Source organism: Pedobacter sp. AC464, assembly GCF_979253075.1.
Window position 1 is genome coordinate 931,253 of sequence record NZ_CEEDBV010000001.1, and the last position, 19,267, is coordinate 950,519.

Consider the following 19,267-nt stretch of genomic DNA (forward strand, 5'->3'; position numbering starts at 1 on the left):
TTAATTTTCTTCGTCTGTTTCACCTTTGTCCGCTTCGCTTTCATCGTCATCGCTCTCCTCAATTTCAGCAGTTGGGTCGGCTTCTACTTCCTCGCCATCAACAACTAATACGCTGTCCAAATCAACAGTTTCTTCTTCGTCTTCCTCGTGGTCTATTTTTGTAACTGATGCAATTTCGTCATCACCTTTTAAGGAAATCAGTCGTACGCCCTGCGTTGCCCGGCCCATAACCCTTAACGCTGAAACAGGTATTCTAATTACAATACCAGAGCGATTAATGATCATTAAATCCTCGCTATCGGTGACGTCTTTAATCGAAACCAACTGACCGGTTTTCTCGGTAACATTTATCGTTTTTACACCTTTACCGCCACGGTTCGTAACGCGGTAATCTTCAATATCAGTCCGTTTTCCGTAACCTTTTTCTGATACTACTAACACCGTAACTTCAGGATTGTTTACAGCAATCATGCCAACAACTTCGTCTTTATCATGTGCCAGTCTAACACCACGTACTCCAGTTGCCGTTCTTCCCATTGGGCGCACGGTACTTTCGTTAAACCTAATCGCCCTTCCAGAGCGTAAAGCCATAACAATTTCGCTCTGTCCGTTGGTTAAGCAGGCTTCTAAAAGTACATCACCTTCGTTTATATTGATGGCGTTTATACCGTTAACACGAGGACGAGAGTAAGCTTCAAGAGAAGTTTTCTTAATTGTACCCTGTTTGGTACACATTATGATAAAGTTATTCTCTAAATATTCCTGATCTTTTAAATTTTTAACCTTTATGTAAGCCTTAATTTTCTCCTCCTTCGGAATATTTATTATATTTTGAATCGCACGACCTTTACTGGTTCGCGTTCCCTCCGGAATTTCATAAACCCTAAGCCAAAAGCACCGTCCGGCTTCGGTAAAGAACAACATATAATTATGGTTTGTTGCAACCAGCATGTGTTCTATAAAGTCTTCATTTCTGGAATTACTACCTTTTGAGCCTTTACCGCCTCTACCCTGCGCTCTAAATTCTGTTGCAGGCGTACGCTTTACATAACCCTCGTGAGAAATGGTAATCACAACTTCTTCATCATCGATGAAATCTTCCATGCTCATATCTTCTGCAGAATGAACAATAGTTGTTTTACGCTCGTCTCCAAACTTCTGCTTTACCTCTTCGAGCTCATCTTTAATGATCTGCATACGCAAACCTTCATCTGCCAAAATTGATTTCAAATAATCAATGGTTTTCATCAATTCAGCATATTCTTCTTTAATTTTATCACGCTCTAGTCCGGTTAAACGACGCAAGGTCATATCCAGAATCGCACGAGCCTGTATATCACTCAACCCAAAACGCTCCATTAAGCCAACACGGGCTTCTTCTGGTGTTTCTGACGCACGAATTAGTTTAATAACCTCATCTAAATGATCAAGCGCAATTAAATAACCTTCTAAAATATGTGCACGTTTTTCTGCCTCAGCCAGTTCATATTTGGTGCGGCGAATAACAACATCATGACGGTGATCGACAAAGTGTACAATCAAATCTTTCAGATTTAACATTTGCGGGCGGCCTTTTACCAATGCAATGTTATTTACACTAAAAGAAGTTTGAAGAGCAGTGTATTTATAAAGGTTGTTTAGAACAATTGAAGCGTTCGCATCGCGTTTAATTTCGTAAACGATACGGATACCGTCCTTGTTAGATTCATCTTTGATGTTGGAGATACCTTCAAGTTTCTTTTCGCCAACTAATTCAGCAGTACGCTCAATCATTTGTGCCTTATTCACCTGGTAAGGAATTTCTGTAACGATGATAACTTCGCGGTCTTTTAAATTTTCAATTTCTGCCTTTGCACGCATCACAATACGTCCGCGGCCAGTTTCGAAAGCTTCTTTTACACCGGTGTAACCATAAATAATACCCCCTGTTGGAAAATCCGGAGCTTTTACAAACTTCATTAATTCCTCAATGGTGATATCTCTGTTGTCGATATAGTTAACAATACCTTCAATACATTCGGTTAAATTGTGTGGGGCCATATTTGTGGCCATACCTACAGCAATACCGCTTGATCCGTTTACCAATAAGTTAGGAATTTTTGCAGGTAAAACCGTTGGTTCCTGTAAGGTATCATCAAAGTTTAACTGAAAATCTACAGTGTCTTTATTGATATCAGCAAGCATTTCCTCGGCAATTTTCGAGAAACGTGCTTCAGTATAACGCATTGCAGCCGGAGAATCACCATCGATGTGGCCAAAATTTCCCTGGCCATCTACCATCGGGTAACGCAAGCTCCAATCCTGAGCCATACGTACCATTGTAAAATACACAGATGCATCGCCATGCGGGTGGTATTTACCCAATACCTCACCCACAATACGGGCAGATTTCTTATGAGGTTTATTACTTGTTACACCAAGGTCGAGCATTCCGTATAAAACACGGCGGTGAACCGGCTTTAATCCATCGCGTACATCAGGCAAAGCCCTTGATACAATTACCGACATTGAATAGTCAATGTAGGCCGATTTCATCTGCTCCTCTATGTTAATTTGGATGATTTTGTCGTTTTGTTGATTTTCTAAATCTTCTGCCATAGTTTATTATTCTCGTTATTAAAAACGATATTTAAAAAAGGTATTATTATAACCTTGCGAATTTAACAAAAATATGGCGAAATAAGGCATTGTGGAAAAGTTTTAGCCATTGACAAAGGTTTTTGATGCTTCAAATTTTTAGCTGGCTTAAAGCTGTGTTTAAATCATTTTTGCAATTTATCATTTTCTTCGTAAAGACCTTCGTTTAGCAGAAACGCTTTTCGGTTCGGGCTTATGGTTGAAAGTAAATTAAAGTGCTATTTTTGTGTTTAAAGATAAAAGCAAACATGGCAAAGCAAAAGCAATCGGCAATGATTTTCATCATGATTACGCTGCTGATAGACTGCACAGGATTTGGGATAATTATCCCGGTATTACCGAATTTGATAAAAGAGTTTACCGGTGGTGATACCAGCGTTGCAGCAGATTACGGTGGCTACCTAATGGTTGCCTTTGCTTTACCGCAATTTATTTTTTCGCCAATTTTAGGTGGTTTAAGCGATAAATATGGCAGGAGGCCAATTTTGCTGTTCTCGTTGTTCGGTTTGGGAATGGATTATCTCTTTCTATCTTTCGCACCATCCATTTTTTGGTTTTTTATCGGTAGAATAATCGCCGGTATTTCTGGCGCCAGCTTTACCACCGGAATGGCATATATTGCAGATATCTCTACCCCAGAGAAAAAAGCCCAGAATTTTGGTATGGTTGGCGCTGCTTTCGGTTTAGGTTTTATATTAGGGTCGGTTGGTGGTGGCTTACTAAGTCATTTCGGCTTGCGTGTTCCTTTTATGGTTGCTGCAGGTTTATCGCTTATAAATTGGCTTTATGGCTATTTTATCCTTCCAGAATCTTTAGCGAAAGATCAGCGTAGAAACTTTTCATGGAAACGGGCAAACCCTATTGGCTCTTTCGTAAACGCATCAAAATATCCAGCCATCCTGGGTCTTCTGGCTACCCTGCTCCTTTTGTATGTTGCCAGTCATTCGGTACAATCAAACTGGTCTTACTACGTAATCGAAAAATTTCAGTGGAGTCCCACGATGATTGGTTACTCACTGGCCGTTGTTGGCATTACCGTTGCCATTGTTCAAGGAGGGCTAATACGCGTAATTATTCCTAAAATTGGCAACAGGAAAGCAATATATATCGGCTTAACGCTTTACGTTATCGGCTTTATTTGTTTTGCATTTGCCGCCAACGGTTTAATGATGATGCTATTTATCATTCCCTATTGCCTGGCCGGTATCGGCGGACCCGCGATGCAAAGCATTATCTCTAATCAGGTTCCGGAAAATGCCCAGGGCGAAATTCAAGGAATAACAACAAGCCTGCAAAGTTTAGCGGCGATTATAGGACCATTTCTTGCGAGCCATATTTTTGTCTATTTTATTCAAGATGGAACACCGTTTTATTTCCCTGGCGCACCGTTTATATTGAGTGCCTTTTTAACGCTTATAGGTTTGTTTATCGCCGTAAGGGCCTTAAGAAAATATCATTAAAGGAGTTCGTTGGCCAGGTTTGCAAGTTCGCTCCTTTCACCTTTGTGCAAGGTAATGTGTGCGTAAAGCGGATGGTTCTTTGCGTTTTCTATCAGATAAGACAATCCATTACTTTCTGAATCGAGATAAGGGGTATCAATTTGGTAGATATCGCCGGTAAACACAATTTTGGTATGCTCACCAGCCCTTGATATAATTGTTTTAACCTCGTGTGGCGTAAGATTTTGTGCTTCATCGATGATAAAAAAAATCTTTGTTAAGGTTCGTCCCCTTATAAATGCCAAAGGTGCAATGGCAATTTTTTCAGTGCTGATTAGCTCGTCAATTTTTGCCACCATTTTATCGTCGCCATTAAATTGCTCTTTTATAAAACGAAGGTTGTCCCAAATAGGCGCCATAAACGGGTCTGTTTTGGATTTTGCATCGCCGGGCAAAAAGCCAATGTCTTTATTGCTTAAGGAAACGATTGGCCTTGTAATGTAAATCTGCCTGAAATCTCTCCTTTGCTCGAGCGCACTTGCCAAAGCCAGCAGGGTTTTGCCGGTGCCTGCATTGCCTTGAATGCTTACCAGTTTAATATCCGGATTTAGAAGCGCATTTATCGCGAAGGCCTGTTCAATGTTTTTAGGCTTAATTTTAAAGATAGGTTCTGTAGAAACTGAAGAAATTGTTTTCAATCCATGGTTATAGAACACATTTGCCATTTTACGTTTATTTTTCAATAAAAAGAAATGGTTCCCATCCTTGGCAGGAAGGTCTATTTTAGAAACATCAACAAGCTTTTCTTTTTTTACAAGATCAATAACAGTCTCGGGGAAGTTATACAATTCAGTTTTGCCTGCGTAAAGCTCCTCAACATTTTTTATTTTTCCTGTTTCGTAATCTTCTGCGTTCAAATTAAGCGCTTTCGCTTTTAAACGAAGGCAAATATCTTTCGAAACCAGAATAACCTTGCTGGCGGGGTATTCTTCTTTCAAGCTCAGGGCGGCATTTAAAATTTTATGGTCGGTTTTGCCTTTACCGTAAATATCTTCCGCATCTGTCTTCGACGGTTTTTCATTGAGCAACACTTTAAATTTACCCGAATTTGGTGGTGCCAAAGCAATCCAGTCACTAATAATCTTTTGCTTTGAGGCAAGGTCTATTAGCCGGATAAAGCTTCGTGCTTCGAAATTTCTTGTGTCGTTTCCACTCTTAAAATTGTCGAGTTCTTCTAGTACCTGAACTGGAATGGCAACATCGTGTTCGTGGAAGTTATTGATCGCATCGTGATCGTATAAAATCACGGAGGTATCTAAAACAAAAATCTTTTTTGATGGATTTAAAACCGATTTGCCTTTTTTAGCCATTCTGTAAATTTAATATTTTCTACAGATAATGAATAAAAGGCTGCAAAATATTACCAGGCTAACTGCAAAAAAAAACGGGGCTCTTCGTCTTGCGATTCAGTTCCCCGTTTTAACCCTATTAACAACCGTGGTCGTTAGCAAGGCATCTAATAAATCTGTAATTTGATTTTCTACGTTTTTACTTGGTTTTGCAACTTTCGTAAATCGTTTAGAAATTATTTCCGGTAGCGATGTTCCGTAAAACATGACAACTTTCAATAATGTCTGCTTAAGTCTTTGATTTTCCTACGCTTCCGCCTTTCGACTTCTGCATTCATGTTCTTATCGGTTTAACCCGGCTAAGAAACAATCATATCTTTTGAAGATTATTCGAAACAATTACTTTTCAGTGCTTTATTTCTTTTGAATACTCTTTGCAAACGCTCAAACTACTCCGTATTTGATATAAACTAATATAGGATGTAAAAGCATTCATGTCAACACCTTTTAGGTTATTTTTATAAACAAAGTTATCCACCTGAAAGCCAGTATTATTAACATCTATTTTCATAAATAATATGGGTTAAAAGCCATTCCAATACAGATTCTTTCAGGTTATCCACATTTAACGATATTCGGCTTATAAACAATCACTTACATCGTCTGCTTTTAAAAACATTCTTAATTCTGCGTGCTTTGTTAAAAACCAGCAAAAAGTTAAATAAAAACCTGCAACAAAAGAATGGGTATTATGTTATTTTTGTAACCATGCAGATGAGGCAACCCATTAGAAATGTTCAGGATTTTTTACTTAGCACCTACTTTGCCGATGGGTTGCGCATAACGATTGGTGTTTTGCTGCCTTCTCTAATTTTGGCGCAGTTCGGTATGCTCAAATATGGGATGACATTATCGCTCGGAGCGCTTTGCGTAAGCGTGGTTGATAGTCCGGGGCCAATGGTGCACAGGCGAAATGCAATGTTGGTTACTACGGGATTGATATTTGTGTTCTCCATTTTAACCGGACTTACCAATAAAAGCCACTATTTTATCGGGGTGTTGCTTGCCGCATCGAGTTTTATTTTCTCGATGTTTTACATTTATGGTGTTAGAGCTGCCGCGATTGGTACCGCTACCCTACTGATAATGGTGCTCGGTATTGATGACATCAGACCTTGGCAGGAAGTGTTAATTCACTCTTTAATGGTTTTAGCAGGAAGCTTGTGGTATACAGGTTTGAGTTATTTCGTTTATCGACTACGTCCCTTCCGCATGGTGCAACAATCTTTAAGCGATTCGATAATTGAAGTTGCCGAGTTTTTGAGGGAGAAAGCAAAATTTTACCACCGAAATAATAATTATGATAAAACCTATGCCGATTTAATTCAGTTACAGGTTTCGGTACACGAAAAACAGGATGCTGTAAGGGAGTTGCTTTTTAAAACCCGCGAAATTATTCGGGATTCGACTCCTGAAGGCCGGTTTTTAATGCTTGTTTTTGTAGATATGGTCGATTTGTTTGAGCAGGTAATGTCTACTTATTACAATTACAAACAACTTCATGAGCAATTTGATTCTGCAGGAATCCTGTCTGATTATGAGATGGCCATCAAACGCATTTCCTATGCTCTGGATGATATCGCTTTTGCTTTGAAAAGTGGCGGAACGCCTGTAGTTTCGAAACGCTTGCTTATAGAAATTGAAAGGTTAAAAATTAAAATCAACGATTTTGAAAAGCATAACGACAAACAGCAATTTAGCACTTCCGGCATTATTGCATTAAAAAATATTGAAGTTAACATCGAAAACATTTTAGCCCGGGTTAAAACGATAAACAGCTATTTCAAGCTTCGAAATAGTAAAGATATACGCAAGGCTGATGTAGACACTGAAAAGTTTATTACCAGACAGAAATTCGACTTTAGTCTTTTTACGGAGAATCTTACGTACAGTTCCTCGACTTTCCGGCATTCGTTAAGGGTAACTGTTGTAATGGTACTGGGCTTTGTGGTATCTCAAATCTTAAATTTTTCGCATAGTTACTGGATACTTTTAACCATACTTGTGATTTCGAAACCCGGTTTTAGTTTAACAAAAGAGCGTAACTACCAGAGGTTAATCGGCACTACCGTTGGTGCTTTTGTTGGTATGGGCGTTTTAAGTTTCGTGCACGATAGAAATGCCCTGTTTGTTATTTTGCTGATTTGTATGATTGGCTGTTATAGTTTCCAGCGAAAAAATTATGTTGTAAGTGTTTTATTCATGACCCCTTACATCTTGATTCTTTTTGATTTTCTGGGCATGGGTTCACTTGCGCTTGCCAGGGAAAGAATTTACGATACTTTTATCGGTTCGGGAATTGCGCTTTTGGCCAGTTATTCTCTCTTTCCAACTTGGGAACACGAAAAATTGAAGGAGGCTATGTTGAATATTCTTCGTGCTAATAAGGCTTATTTTGAGCAGGTTGTAAAGCTATACTTTGAAAAAAATTATAACCGAACGGAATATAAATTGGCCAGAAAAGAGGTGTATGTAAGTACGGCAAACTTAGCGTCGCTATTTCAACGGATGTTTTCCGAACCAAAAAGTAAACAAATGTTTATTAAAGAGGTTCATCAGTTTACTGCGCTAAACCATTTGATATCATCATATATTGCTACGCTGTCGCTATACAACAAAGAGCACGACTTTCATTTTGAGAATTTCGATGCCCTGAAGCCAATTGCCAACAATACAATTTATTTGCTGGATACTTGTGTGGAAAGTTTGGAAAAAGGACAAAGTGTTGTAGAAAATGTACCGCTTATCAGACTTAACGATAATGCAATTGTAATTAAGTCTGGCGAAGATTTGGTGCCTGAACAATTCGATTTGATACAAAAAGTTGCGTACGACCTTTACAAACTTTCTGTTAAAATAAATATTTAGTTTTTTAAACCGCTTTCAATTGTGTTGCAAAGCACCAAAGGCAATGTATAAATAATGCCGTTACCCATTTTGAACCTGACTTTGGCTTCGCAACCGAGCACTTTCTCGTCAAGTTCTTTTTTACTAAACATTATTGGATAAAATTTTAATTCCGGATTATCTGATGAAACTACGTCTTGCCGCATTTTGAATTTCAGCTTAATTTCCTCTGCTCCTTTCAAAATGTGTATTTTATCGATTTTGCTTAGCGTTCCGTTCGATGCAAAATTGAGCATCAAAACATCATCGTTTGAGGAGGTGTTTTTAAAAAGCTCAAAAGCATAATGCTGCTTGTCATCTCTAAAATATTCGTAATCGATAGTTTGCCTGGCTTGTTGCGCCGTTGAAAACTTTGCGGTGATTAAACAAAAGAGTAATATAATGGTCGTTTTCATAACTTAAAATTTAGGGCACGGTACTTTAAACCCTTTGAAATTGTTGTGGCGGTAAATGAGCGAAATTTCGTATGTACGCGGTGTAGCGCTTAATACCTTATTGCCATAAACCGTATAATTCATTCCGGCGGTAACACGCCCCATTGTTAAACCTAAATAGGGATAATATGACGACTCATTAAATTTGTACCATAAACCAGCATCGAGTTTAATTTTTGTTTGGTCATTAGGTTTGAAACCTAAAACAACTCCGGTAAGTTTATCAGTATTTACACCCTGAATATTATAAACACCTGTGAAATTTAAATCGACATAATTGTTTACCAGGTATACCATGCCAAAGTTTATAGTCTTTCTGGAAGGCAGTGCATCCTTATTAATACCAAGCAATGTTTCTACAGGTCTGGTTAAATGGTATTGCGCATAGCCAACGGCAATGCTCATTTGCTCAAAAGTTGCCGAGAAATTAGCGCCAACGCTTAGGTCAAAATACGAAAGCTTATCATTTTGCAAATCGAGGTAATTAGGCAGCGAAGTATCAAAGCCAATGCCATTATATTGAGAGGCGAAGGTTAGTTTATTATAATCAAGGAACCGTGAAACATAAGATAATTGAGGCGCCAAACCGAACTTGAAACGGTGATTAACATCCAGATACTGATAGTACGATGCACTGGCACTTATGTACTGAGATTTTAGAGCCTTATTGAAAGACTCATCAAACAGACCACTCAAGCCGATACTAAAGACGCTGTTTGTGAAATTCTCGTCCTGAATCAACTTGATATCGCCAGATACACTATAGGTATTATAAGGGTCGCCAAGGTTCCCCCATTGCTGCCTGGTGTTTAGTGCAACCCGATACTCGCCATCGAAAAAGCCGGTATAGGCAGGGTTCAATGTTAAAGGTGCAGCAAAATACTGAGAAAATTTCGGGTCTTGTGCAACACAGATTTCACCACAAAGAATTAAAAACAAGGCAATTACAATATTCTTCATTACAATATCAATATGGTTTTACCTTTCGACTGGAATTTGCCACCCAAAACATCGATACCCTCGGCAAACCATGAGAATGTTTCCATAGGTTGCATTTTGGTTTTAAACTGGCCATCCCACCCTGGCGCAGTCATCGTGTTGGTTTCATAAACAAGTATGCCCCACTTGTTAAAAATTTTAAAGCTGGTTAACTGGGCAATGCTGGTAAAAAATGGATATAGATAATTGTTGTTCAATTTTTGTGGCGTAAAGGCTGTCGGAACGATAATTTTCGGTGCCGGGAGAATGCTTATCTCGAGCGAAGCTGTTATAGAACAACCTTTATCACTCTCTAAAGTGATGTAATAAATACCGCCTTTGTTCACTTTTGTTGGGTCGGCAACGGGTTCGGTAAGTGCGGCGTCTGTAAAATAAAATGCTTTTACGTAGCCCTTACTGCCTTTAACAATGGGCTCAGCAGTTAAGTCGATGTAGTCGTAATCAAAAATTGGTTTTGGTTTGTTTAAAACGATTACTGGTAACGGATTAATTCTAACCTGAATCTTCGCTGAAACAAAACAGCCGTTCGCATTCGTAACTTTTACATAATAAGTTCCACTTACACCAATTTGGCCAGGCTGCAAAACTTTTATCTTTAAATCAGCATCGCTGAAAAAAGTGTATGTTACGCCTGCTGTTGTTCCTGCATAAAGTGAAGGATCCGTAACATCAACGGTAGATGGATAACAAACCGGCGCTGGATCTTTAACGAGCAGAACCGGCAATTCGTAAATTAAAACGGAAATTTTTTCATTCACTACACAGCCTAGCGCATTCGTTGCCTTTATGTAATAGGTACCCGATTTATCAATTTTCTCCGGATCGTTTATCGGTTGTGTTAATGCTGCGTCGTAAAAGTATGCGTACTTTAAATCAGCATCGCTACCTGCGAAAACATTTGGTGAGGCGATATTTACAGTAGCCGGAAAACATACACCCGCCGGATTTGTAATCTTCAACACAGGTTTAAGGTTAACAACTACGTCAATCGGCAGGATTTTGCTGCAGCCGAGGTTGTTACTCACTTTTGTGTAGTATCTGCCGCTTACATTTACCCTCGTTGGGTTTGCTAATGCTTTAGTTGCAGCAACATCAGTAAAATAAGTTCTGGTAATACCAGTCAAATCGCCCACATAAAGGTCTTCATTCGTAATGTCTACTGTTTCAGTATAGCATACCTGTGCCGGATTTTTCGCCGTAATATTGGCAACCTCAAAAATTGATATGTCCACGCTCGCAACGCTTTCACAACCCTTATAGTTTGTGGCCTTAATGTAATAGGTATTATTTGCGTTGATTGCAACCGGGCCGGAAATCGGAATCGTCAAATCCTTATCTGCAAAAGCGAAATAACTGAAAGCTGCATTCCGGTTCAATACGTAGTCATCAGATGTTAAATCTACTTTAGTACCCTGACAAACCGTATTCTTTGGTAAAAGTTGCAGGTTGTAATCCACGCTCTGCACCATAGCTGTAAGGGTGCTCGGGCAACCAAATCCAGGAAATGGAATTAAATCCAAAACAATTTTGGTTCCATCGGGCGGCGTCGGTTTAATCTTAACACCCACTCCTGTTCCATATTTTATTGTTCTATCTCCATTATACCAGTTGTAGGTTTGAAACCCACTTGGGCCGGAAACATTTAGTTCATCGGAACTTTTACAATAAGTGTTCCCGACTATAAGATCGCCGCATAAATTATTAACATCAACATATGCGTAACCAAAATGCCCGCCTAATGTGCAATCGCCAGTAACAAATTCAATTAAAAGTTGCTTTCCCTGATAACCCGATAAGTTTATTGTAACGGGTGTCCACTCTTTGTAAATTACGGTACCCGAACCGCTAAGCGATTTTTTAAAACCCGGCAGGGTCGATGTTGCGATATATTCAAATGAAGCACATGGAATGTATTTGCCCGTTTCAACGTCTTTCACCCGTGCTAAAAATCTTGGTTGCTCTGACACGCTGTGGTTCGGATCTTCGAAAACTACTGCGTATTGATAGGTTAAGGTAAATTCTGGTCTGTTGGCCGGAACATTTATTAGATATGAAATTCCCTCTGCCTGCGCACCGGTTCCGTTATTCCCCAGCTTTACCGTATAATTTCCAGCGTTCTTTGGTACGATTGGGAATTTTCCGAAAGCATCGAGTGCAACCCTGTCGTTTTGGAGGGTATGCCGGCCTAACGTGGCGTTTGCCACTTCGTTTATGCTAACGCCTGATGTTGAGATTGTGCCTGTGTAAATCTTCCAGTTTTTGAAACTTCCATTTTCAAAACCGATATTTTCCGGACAGAGCTGAGCGAATGATTTCGATGTTATAGCCAACAAGACTATAAATAACATTGAGAGAATTTTTTTGACCAATTTAGGGAGCGATTTTAAACAGTTCGGTGCAAAAATATTATTTTCCCATACTTAAACCGCCGTTTCAATATGCGCTTGGCTAATTATTACACAAAGAGCCATAGGTTGTGACTGAGCTCTTTTCGGTTCTGATTATAGGTTATCGTAATTTATTCTTTATCAGTATCTTAATAATGATTGAGTTGATTTGAAGTTGTCTAAGTCAAAATTTCGCAGAGGGAATTTTTACACGAAATTGCTTTCCTTTTAAGCTTGCTATACTTGCCTGGAGTGAGCAAATGAAACAATGAGGGCTTATTCTTGTTACCTATACTCAATAAAATAATTATGGAAAAGCTATATACAGCTGAAGTTACAGCTACCGGAGGCCGAGACGGACACATTAAATCCGGCGATGGCCAGTTAGATTTTGAAGTTAGAAAACCTAAAGAATTGGGCGGACAAGGTGGTGCTACAAATCCAGAACAATTATTTGCAGCCGCATGGGGCCCGTGCTATTTGGGTGCATTAGGTTCAATCGCAGAACGCGAAGGCGTAGACGTGAGCGAAGCAAATGTAAATGTGTTGGTGTCTTTTAATAAAGATGGAAATGCATATGTTTTATCGGCAGACTTAGATGTTCACATTCCTGGTATTTCGCATGAAGAAGCACAAACGCTTGCAGAGAAGGCGCACAAGGCATGTCCATATTCTAAGGCTACACGAGGAAATATTGAAGTAAGAATAACAGCAGTTTAAACTGTTAAAAAAAAAGAGCGACTTAGGTCGCTTTTTTTTTGCGCTTAAAATAACTTTAAAGTAACAGTTTGCTTGCTAAACCTAAGATTAAAAGAAAGCCAAAAACATCGGTAAAGGTGGTAATTATAATTGATGAAGCAATTGCCGGGTCGATACCTACCCTCTTTAAAATTAAAGGAATACCTGCACCAGTTATACCAGCAATGACGAGATTTCCTGTCATAGCCAGAAAAATTACCAGACCAAGCATCGGGTTTCCATCAAATAAGAATGCAAAAATAAATACAATAAGTCCATTGGCGGCGCCGTTAATCAGCCCAACAGTAAACTCTTTCAAAACCGTTCTGTAAGCTTGCTTATCGGTCAAATCGTAAAGCGAAATCCGCCTAACGGTTACGGCCAGCGCTTGTGTAGCGGCATTCCCACCCATTCCGGCAATAATCGTCATGTAGGCAGCTAAAGACGGAATCAATTTAATAGTCGGGTCGAAATAACGAACAACCGATGAGGCTAAAAACGCTGTTCCCAGATTAATGATTAACCAGGGTAAACGTGATTTAACTGCCTCAACCCAGTTACCGCTTAATTCTTCATCTTCTGATACACCGGAAATTTTCAAAATATCTTCCGTGCTTTCTGCCTGCATCACATCAATTACATCATCGAAGGTTACCCTGCCGAGTAATTTTTGATGCTCATCAATTACCGGTATACTCGTTAGATTATATTGTGAAATCAGGCTGGCAACTTCCTCCTGGTCGGTGTTTGGGTGTACATAAACAGCATCAACCTTTACCAACTCGGTAATTTGGGCATTATGCCTGGCTTTAATAATATCTTTTAGAGAAACAATGCCTTTAAAAATTTCAGCATCGTCAACTACATAGATGGTATAAAATTCTTCCATCTCTTCGCTCTGACGGATGATTTCATCGATCGCATCTTTTTTTGTGAGGTTGATGTTAACGCAAATTAGATCGGTGTTCATCAAGCCACCTGCCGTTTTCTCGTCGTACGTTAACAGGTTCCTGATATTCGACGCATCTTCCTCATTCAGCTCGTTCAGAATCTCTTTCTGTTCGTGATCTTCTAGTTGGGAGATGATATCTGTGGCATCATCGTAATCAAGCTCTTCAACAATTTCTGTACGTTTATCTGGATGGAGCTGAAACAGCAGGTCTTCAGGGTGCGATTCTTCATCCATCTCAGAAATAATTTCTGACGCAAGTTCTGCAGGCAGTAAATTAATGATGTGCTGCTGCTCGGTTTTATCTAACCGTTCGAATAAAATCGCGATTTCTGAGGCGTGGTAATCCGCTAAAACTATTTTTAAAGTCTCATCTCCGGCTAAAATCGCATTTTTAACCTTTAGTACGTCGCTTTTATCTATTTCGAATGATGATTGCATGTTGCTGAAAGCTTCTAAAATAGCAAATCTAAAGCGATTTTAATATTAAATTTTCGTTTTTGATTTCCGTTGGATCTGTTATTTGAACCAGCCTCGTCGCCAAAAGTATATTACCTGAATTACCGCGATGATGCCCATTACAATCCAGGTATAAACGTAACCATGTGGAGCGTACAGTTCGGGCATGTTGGCGGGCAAAACCTTGCCGGTTATAGGGTCTTCCCTGCTAAAGTTCATACCGTAAATTCCGGCTATGAAGGTTAAAGGAATAAAAATTGATGAAATGATGGTGAGCACCTTCATTATCTCATTCATTCGGTTACTGATGATGGAAAGATTCATATCAATGTTGGCCGAAGCTATCTCCTTTAATGATTCGATAAAATCAATAATTTGAATGCAGTGATCATAGGCATCTTTAATATAAGTTTTTGTAACGCTGTTAATTAAATCACTATCACTTCTTAAAATGTCGTTAAGTTTATCCCGCTCTGGCCAAGCAACCTTTCTGATTGTAATTAGCGAGCGTTTTATCGCCTGGGTATCGTACATTATCCTTTTATCGGGGTTGTCGAACAAACGGTCTTCAATAGAATCCAATTCCTCGCCCCAGTGATTTAATAGTGTAAAGTAGTTATCCACAATAACATCCATTATGGCATACATAAGGTAACTCGGGCCGCCAATTCTAATATTGCCTTTACCAATTTCCAAGCGCTTCCTTACCGGATTAAAACAATCTTCATAATTTTCCTGAAAGGAAATTAAAAATTTTGAGGTCAGGATAAAAGATATCTGCTCATTGCATAATTGTTTATCGTCATTTAAATATAGATGGCGGCTAACTGCGAACACGTATTTGTCATTATCATACTCGTCTAATTTTGGTCGCTGATAGGAGCTCGTTATGTCTTCAAGCACAAGCCTGCTTACATTTAATTTGGAGTATAACGTTTCGAATATTGCCGGGTCTGCCAAACCCTTAATGTCAAACCAATAAAAAAAATCAGCATTTTCAGTGAGCTTATCAATGTTGTTGATGTTGTCGATTTCCTCCTTTTTATAACTCTTCTCGTTATAGGTATGAAATGTGATTTTTGGTTGTAAGGCGTTCTCGTCAATCGAATATAAACCCGGACTGGTGCCAGGTTCAGGCACTTTATAATGTTTATGACGGTTACGAGGTTTGTTTTTAGCCATTTTTTATAGGTATAACCGGGCTTGCGGGCCTTGATTAAATAGTAGATCTACGATACTCAAATTAGGTAAAAATTGATGTTTATCTTCAAAAACCTGATAATATGGCTTATTGTTTACAAGATCGTCACTTTTCTTCGGACTAATCATCTCCCGAAAGTTCATTGATGGTGGTAACTGATCTTGATACTCGCTGGTGAATTTGTATTCTACATCAAGTTTTAGTTTTTTCGTTAACCATTGCAGAAGCTCAAGATTATAATCGAAAAGAAACTCATATTTTTTCGTGTAAAACGGCAATAATTCATCTTCGTAAAATTCAAAATATGCAGAGCTGCGGTAACAACTTTCAAGGCTCATCCAGTGCAGGCGCTGCCAGTTAAAATCGTAGCTTATTTTAACATCTTTCATTGCGGTACGCATTTTAGAACCTCTAACAACTGGGATGGTAATGTCTAATTTCCCGTTTGGCGAATATATGCTTGCCCTGTTTCGATAGGTTTGTTTAGGGAAATGCTCGTATTTTTCTAACAAAAAACCAGGATTAAGTTGCTGTAATTTAGTAAAGTAGCTAACAGGAGGAAGATAAAATAATGGAAGTATAGCAGTATTTTGCATTTGAAAATATATGTTTGTAGTTCAAACGTTTTAAAATTAATGATTAAAAGAGGGATTGCGCATGTGGGCGTGTTTTTTTTATGCCTGATATCGCTACTACCCCTTCCGGTGTTGTATGTTTTTGCAAGATTACTATATTATCTTCTTTATTATGTAATCCGTTACCGAAAAAAAGTTGTTGGCACCAACCTAAGTAATTCGTTTCCCCAAAAATCTGCAGCCGAAATCATTCGTATCCAAAAACAGTACTTCAAGTTTCTTGCCGAATTAATTTTCGAAATCATAGAATTAACAACAATATCAAAAGCTACTGTTTTAAAGCGAGTAAAATTTTCTGGTTTAGAGCAACTGGAAGCACATTTTGAAAACGGCGCCAGCGTGCTTGCATGTACCGGCCATTATGGTAACTGGGAATTAGGCACGTTGGCTCTGGGCTTAAACATATCGGCAAAAACGATTGTAATTTTCAAGCCGATAAATAATAAGGTTTTCGAAAACTGGTTTAATAAAATGCGTACAAGGTTCGGGAATGTTTTTGTGGCCATGAGGCAGACTTTGCGCTGTATGGCCACGTATAAAAATGAGCCTAGTTTATTGTGCTTTGCCAGCGACCAATCGCCGGTAAGGGAAGAAAGTAAGTATTTCCTTAATTTCTTAAACCAGCCAACAGCAGCTTTGCTGGGGGTAGAAAAAATCGCCAAATCTACTAACAGGCCAATTTATTATTTTAAAGTAACGGCCGTTAAAATGGGTTACTACAACGTAGAAGTTTTGCCAATGTGCTTAAATCCGGCAAACACAGTTGATGGAGAAATAACTAATTTGCACTTTCGTTTTTTAGAAGATATAATTAAAGAGAAACCACAGTATTGGCTTTGGAGCCACAAACGCTGGAAATTTAAACCTGAATAACTATAAATGAACCCATCAGTAGCGGTTGTAATTTTAAACTGGAACGGAAAATCTTTTCTCGAACAGTTTTTGCCCGGAGTTTTGAAGTCTGAATATGACAACCTCCAAATTGTTGTCGGCGATAATGGCTCTACAGATGATTCTTTAGCGTTTATCGAAACAAACTTCCCCACGGTTACAATTTTAAAAAATGAAAAAAACCTGGGCTTTGCGGGTGGATACAATAAGATTTTAGAACGCGTACATGCTGATTACTTTGTGCTGTTAAACTCAGACGTTGAGGTAACGCCGAATTGGATTAGTCCGGTAATTGAGTTAATGGAAAGCGATGATAAAATTGCTGCGGCTCAACCAAAAATTAAGTGGCAACTGGATAAGGACCAATTTGAATATGCTGGTGCCGCAGGCGGTTTTTTAGATATTTATGCCTTCCCTTTTTGCCGCGGGCGATTGTTTAACGTTTATGAGCAAGACCGGGGACAGTACGATGAAGTGAAAGAAATTTTTTGGGCAAGTGGTGCTGCATTTTTTATAAAAAGCAGGTATTGGAAGGAAACCGGCGGATTAGATGCCGACCTTTTTGCGCACATGGAGGAGATAGACCTGTGCTGGAGATTAAAAAACCTGAATTATAAGGTGGTTTTTTGTCCTACTGCAGAGGTATTTCATGTTGGTGGTGGCACACTTCAAACCGAAAATCCTTTTAAAACCTACCTTAACTTCAGAAACAACCTGATAATTATGCAGAAAAACCTCCCGGTTGGCGATGCAGTTTTCAGGATTGCTATAAGAATGTGTATTGATTTTATCGCCTGGTGGCATTTCCTGCTTTCAGGTAAGCCAAAATTTACGCTTGCCGTAACTAAAGGTCACTGGCATTTTGTTAAAGATATAGCCAGAACCGCAACAAAGAGGAAGCTGTTTCAAAAGCCATACAATGAACATACCGGAGTTTACAAAAAAAGTGTGGTCTGGGCATTTTTTATCAGGAAAATAAAATTCTTCTCCGATCTTTAATTCACAGCCAGCGATTCATATATAGATTTTTGGATCCAGGCAATCGTGTTTGGCGCTAGTCCCAAGGTGCTAAATTTTATTATGCCCGTTTTATCGATAACAACATGAGTTGGATACCCTTTTACGCCATATTTATCTGCAATAAAGCGCCCGCTATCAATAATATTGTAACTAAATGGATTTGTTTTTAAGAAATCTTTCAAGTCGTATTTTGGGTCGAGCGCTACGGCGAGGAAAATAACGTCTTTATCTTTATATGTTTCAGTCAGCCTATTCAGGTCGGGAATTTCGGTTTTGCAGGGAGGACAATTGATGAACCAAAAATTCAGAACGATCACTTTTCCAACGGTGTTTCTAAGGTCAAACTTATTTCCATTAATGTCTGAAGTTCTGAAGCCCTGAAATTTTTCGCCTGCAACAAAGGATTCACTTTGCCTCGGTTTAGCCATTTTTTCCAAGATTGCCTTTGCATGTTCAGCAGTTAATTCATAAACAACCCATTCAGGCTGACCAGTTTCAGTGCTCGTATTCCGTGATTTTATTGCATATTTTCCTGTCTGTACCAGTTTTTTCCAAATGCTTGCCGGGCAAACCTGCCCATCTTCGCCTCGCACTACAGACTGTTCATTTAATACCGGCTTTTTGTTTTGATTGTTAACAGTTTGTGCTCCTGCAATCAATGAAATCATCAGGAGTATAATTGAGAGTGATGCCTTTATCATTTTGTTATTTTATCAGTAAACTTTCCAAGGCTAATCTGTAGCCATTCATGCCGAATCCCGTTAAAACCCCCTGGCAGTTTTTCCCTGTTAAAGAAACATGCCTGTATTCTTCGCGGGCGTAAATATTCGAAATATGCACTTCCACTACCGGCGTTTTTATTGCGGCAATTGCATCTGCAATAGCAACTGATGTATGTGTGTAGCCGCCTGCATTCAAAATTATGCCATCATAACTAAATCCCACTTCATGAAGCTTATTAATTAATTCTCCCTCAACATTGCTCTGAAAATAGTCGATGTCAACAATGCTGTAAATCTCTTTCAGTTCTGCAATATAATCTTCAATGCTCGTGTTTCCATAAATCGAAGGTTCTCGAACACCCAGAAGATTTAGGTTTGGTCCGTTTATTATTTGAATTCTCATCGTTAATTGGTTTTGCTAAAACGCCGGGTCCAAAAAA

At 39.0% G+C, this 19,267-nt stretch carries 15 protein-coding genes; 5 read left to right on the forward strand and 10 right to left on the reverse strand.

Annotated features, from left to right (window positions below; all coding sequences use genetic code 11):
• Positions 1-2,598, reverse strand: coding sequence for a DNA gyrase subunit A (gyrA, locus tag AC0IWT_RS03985; protein ID WP_056872778.1), 2,598 nt, complete (start codon positions 2,596-2,598; stop codon positions 1-3).
• A 287-nt stretch (positions 2,599-2,885) separates the two neighbouring features.
• Between gyrA and AC0IWT_RS03990 the strand changes: the two genes are divergently transcribed.
• A complete protein-coding gene (locus AC0IWT_RS03990) occupies positions 2,886-4,097 on the forward strand; it encodes a TCR/Tet family MFS transporter (protein WP_471796085.1) in 1,212 nt (403 codons plus the stop codon).
• Here the strand turns inward: AC0IWT_RS03990 and AC0IWT_RS03995 are convergent.
• Positions 4,094-5,446: a PhoH family protein gene (locus tag AC0IWT_RS03995; protein WP_471796086.1), complete on the reverse strand. Its 1,353-nt coding sequence runs from the start codon at positions 5,444-5,446 to the stop codon at positions 4,094-4,096. The two genes, AC0IWT_RS03990 and AC0IWT_RS03995, sit on opposite strands and share 4 nt — an antisense overlap.
• 675 nt (positions 5,447-6,121) lie before the next feature.
• On the opposite strand from AC0IWT_RS03995, the gene AC0IWT_RS04000 reads away from it, so the two are divergent.
• Positions 6,122-8,353, forward strand: a complete 2,232-nt coding sequence (locus tag AC0IWT_RS04000) for an FUSC family protein (RefSeq protein WP_471796087.1) — start codon at positions 6,122-6,124, stop codon at positions 8,351-8,353.
• On the opposite strand, the gene AC0IWT_RS04005 is transcribed toward AC0IWT_RS04000, so the two are convergent.
• From AC0IWT_RS04005 to AC0IWT_RS04015, 3 genes are read right to left on the reverse strand one after another with little or no spacing between them, the layout of a single operon-like run.
• Complete coding sequence (locus AC0IWT_RS04005) at positions 8,350-8,787, reverse strand: hypothetical protein (protein WP_471796088.1); 438 nt, start codon at positions 8,785-8,787, stop codon at positions 8,350-8,352. The two genes, AC0IWT_RS04000 and AC0IWT_RS04005, sit on opposite strands and share 4 nt — an antisense overlap.
• 3 nt (positions 8,788-8,790) lie before the next feature.
• Positions 8,791-9,786 carry a PorP/SprF family type IX secretion system membrane protein gene (locus AC0IWT_RS04010; RefSeq protein WP_471796089.1) on the reverse strand — a complete coding sequence of 332 codons (996 nt, stop codon included), beginning with the start codon at positions 9,784-9,786 and terminating at the stop codon, positions 8,791-8,793.
• Positions 9,786-12,173, reverse strand: coding sequence for a hypothetical protein (locus AC0IWT_RS04015; protein WP_471796090.1), 2,388 nt, complete (start codon positions 12,171-12,173; stop codon positions 9,786-9,788). Before AC0IWT_RS04015 ends, AC0IWT_RS04010 begins: the two co-directional genes overlap by 1 nt.
• Positions 12,174-12,521: 348 nt before the next feature.
• On the opposite strand from AC0IWT_RS04015, the gene AC0IWT_RS04020 reads away from it, so the two are divergent.
• Positions 12,522-12,932: an organic hydroperoxide resistance protein gene (locus AC0IWT_RS04020; protein ID WP_056872772.1), complete on the forward strand. Its 411-nt coding sequence runs from the start codon at positions 12,522-12,524 to the stop codon at positions 12,930-12,932.
• 55 nt (positions 12,933-12,987) lie between these two features.
• Here AC0IWT_RS04020 and mgtE read toward each other — a convergent pair whose 3' ends face one another.
• From mgtE to AC0IWT_RS04035, 3 genes are all read right to left on the reverse strand, one after another.
• Entirely contained in the window at positions 12,988-14,340 is a 1,353-nt protein-coding gene (mgtE, locus tag AC0IWT_RS04025) for a magnesium transporter (RefSeq protein ID WP_056872771.1), read from the reverse strand.
• 78 nt (positions 14,341-14,418) lie between these two features.
• Positions 14,419-15,540, reverse strand: a complete 1,122-nt coding sequence (gene corA / locus AC0IWT_RS04030) for a magnesium/cobalt transporter CorA (protein ID WP_471796091.1) — start codon at positions 15,538-15,540, stop codon at positions 14,419-14,421.
• A 3-nt stretch (positions 15,541-15,543) separates the two neighbouring features.
• A complete protein-coding gene (locus AC0IWT_RS04035; RefSeq protein WP_471796092.1) occupies positions 15,544-16,155 on the reverse strand; it encodes a WbqC family protein in 612 nt (203 codons plus the stop codon).
• A gap of 39 nt (positions 16,156-16,194) precedes the next feature.
• Between AC0IWT_RS04035 and AC0IWT_RS04040 the strand changes: the two genes are divergently transcribed.
• Together AC0IWT_RS04040 and AC0IWT_RS04045 are read left to right on the forward strand one after the other, a co-directional pair.
• On the forward strand, positions 16,195-17,067 hold the full coding sequence (locus AC0IWT_RS04040; protein ID WP_471796093.1) for a lysophospholipid acyltransferase family protein: 873 nt from the start codon (positions 16,195-16,197) through the stop codon (positions 17,065-17,067).
• 6 nt (positions 17,068-17,073) lie between these two features.
• Complete coding sequence (locus AC0IWT_RS04045) at positions 17,074-18,084, forward strand: glycosyltransferase family 2 protein (RefSeq protein ID WP_471796094.1); 1,011 nt, start codon at positions 17,074-17,076, stop codon at positions 18,082-18,084.
• Here AC0IWT_RS04045 and AC0IWT_RS04050 read toward each other — a convergent pair.
• Together AC0IWT_RS04050 and aroQ are read right to left on the reverse strand one after the other, a co-directional pair.
• Entirely contained in the window at positions 18,081-18,806 is a 726-nt protein-coding gene (locus AC0IWT_RS04050; protein WP_471796095.1) for a TlpA disulfide reductase family protein, read from the reverse strand. The genes AC0IWT_RS04045 and AC0IWT_RS04050 overlap by 4 nt on opposite strands.
• Positions 18,807-18,810: 4 nt before the next feature.
• The gene (gene aroQ / locus AC0IWT_RS04055) at positions 18,811-19,230 is read right to left on the reverse strand and encodes a type II 3-dehydroquinate dehydratase (protein ID WP_471796096.1); all 420 of its coding nucleotides are present in this window, start codon (positions 19,228-19,230) and stop codon (positions 18,811-18,813) included.
• Positions 19,231-19,267 lie beyond the last annotated feature (37 nt).